The 1,234-nt window shown below is 52.4% G+C and carries 1 rRNA gene; it reads right to left on the bottom strand.

The window, feature by feature from the left end:
* Nucleotides 1-1,234, bottom strand: a 23S ribosomal RNA gene (locus WMO17_RS13045); the annotation flags it as partial.

Here is a 1,234-nt window from a genome sequence, read left to right as displayed (position 1 = left end):
CTCCACTTACACATCGTGCCTATCAACCTTGTAGTCTTCAAGGGGTCTTACTTGTTTGAAACAATGGGATATCTTATCTTTGGGTCGGCTTCACGCTTAGATGCTTTCAGCGTTTATCCGATCCGTACATAGTTGCCCAGCTATGCTCTTGGCAGAACAACTGGTGCGCCAGAGGTACGTCCGCTCCGGTCCTCTCGTACTAGGAACAGCTCCCATCAAATATCCTGCGCCCACGACAGATAGGGACCGAACTGTCTCACGACGTTCTGAACCCAGCTCGCGTACCGCTTTAATTGGCGAACAGCCAAACCCTTGGGACCGAATACAGCCCCAGGATGCGATGAGCCGACATCGAGGTGCCAAACCTCCCCGTCGATGTGGACTCTTGGGGGAGATCAGCCTGTTATCCCCAGGGTAACTTTTATCCGTTGAGCGATGGCATTTCCACTCACATACCACCGGATCACTAACTCCAACTTTCGTTACTGCTCGACCCGTCAGTCTCGCAGTTAGGCTCGCTTCTGCGTTTGCACTCTTTTGCTTGATTTCCGTTCAAGCTGAGCGAACCTTTGAACGCCTCCGTTACTCTTTAGGAGGCGACCGCCCCAGTCAAACTGCCCACCTAACAATGTCCCCCGCCTTGATTCAAAGGCGCAGGTTAGAATTCCAATATCGCAAGGATGGTATCCCAACGGCCACTCCACAAGCGCCAAAGCACCTGCTTCCCAGTGTCCCATCTATCCTGTGCATGCAACATCGAAACCCAATATTAGGCTACAGTAAAGCTCCATGGGGTCTTTCCGTCTTGTCGCGGGTAACCGGCATCTTCACCGGTACTACAATTTCGCCGGGCGGGCTGTTGAGACAGTGCCCAAATCATTACGCCTTTCATGCGGGTCAGAACTTACCTGACAAGGAATTTCGCTACCTTAGGACCGTTATAGTTACGGCCGCCGTTCACTGGGGCTTCGATTCAATGCTTGCACATCTCCTCTTAACCTTCCAGCACCGGGCAGGCGTCAGCTCGTATACGTCATCTTTCGATTTAGCACAAACCTGTGTTTTTGGTAAACAGTTGCTTGGGCCGATTCTCTGCGGCTGCATTGCTGCAGCACCCCTTCTCCCGAAGTTACGGGGTCAATTTGCCGAGTTCCTTAACAACCCTTCTCCCGTTGGCCTTAGAATCTTCTTCCTACCTACCTGTGTCGGTTTGCGGTACGGGCACCGCAGAAAT

Origin of the sequence: Faecalibacterium faecis (assembly GCF_040096475.1) — a bacterium.
Lineage (GTDB): Bacteria > Bacillota > Clostridia > Oscillospirales > Ruminococcaceae > Faecalibacterium > Faecalibacterium taiwanense.
The sequence above is the reverse complement of the archived record's forward strand: the minus strand, read 5'-3'. Positions and strand labels throughout refer to the sequence as shown.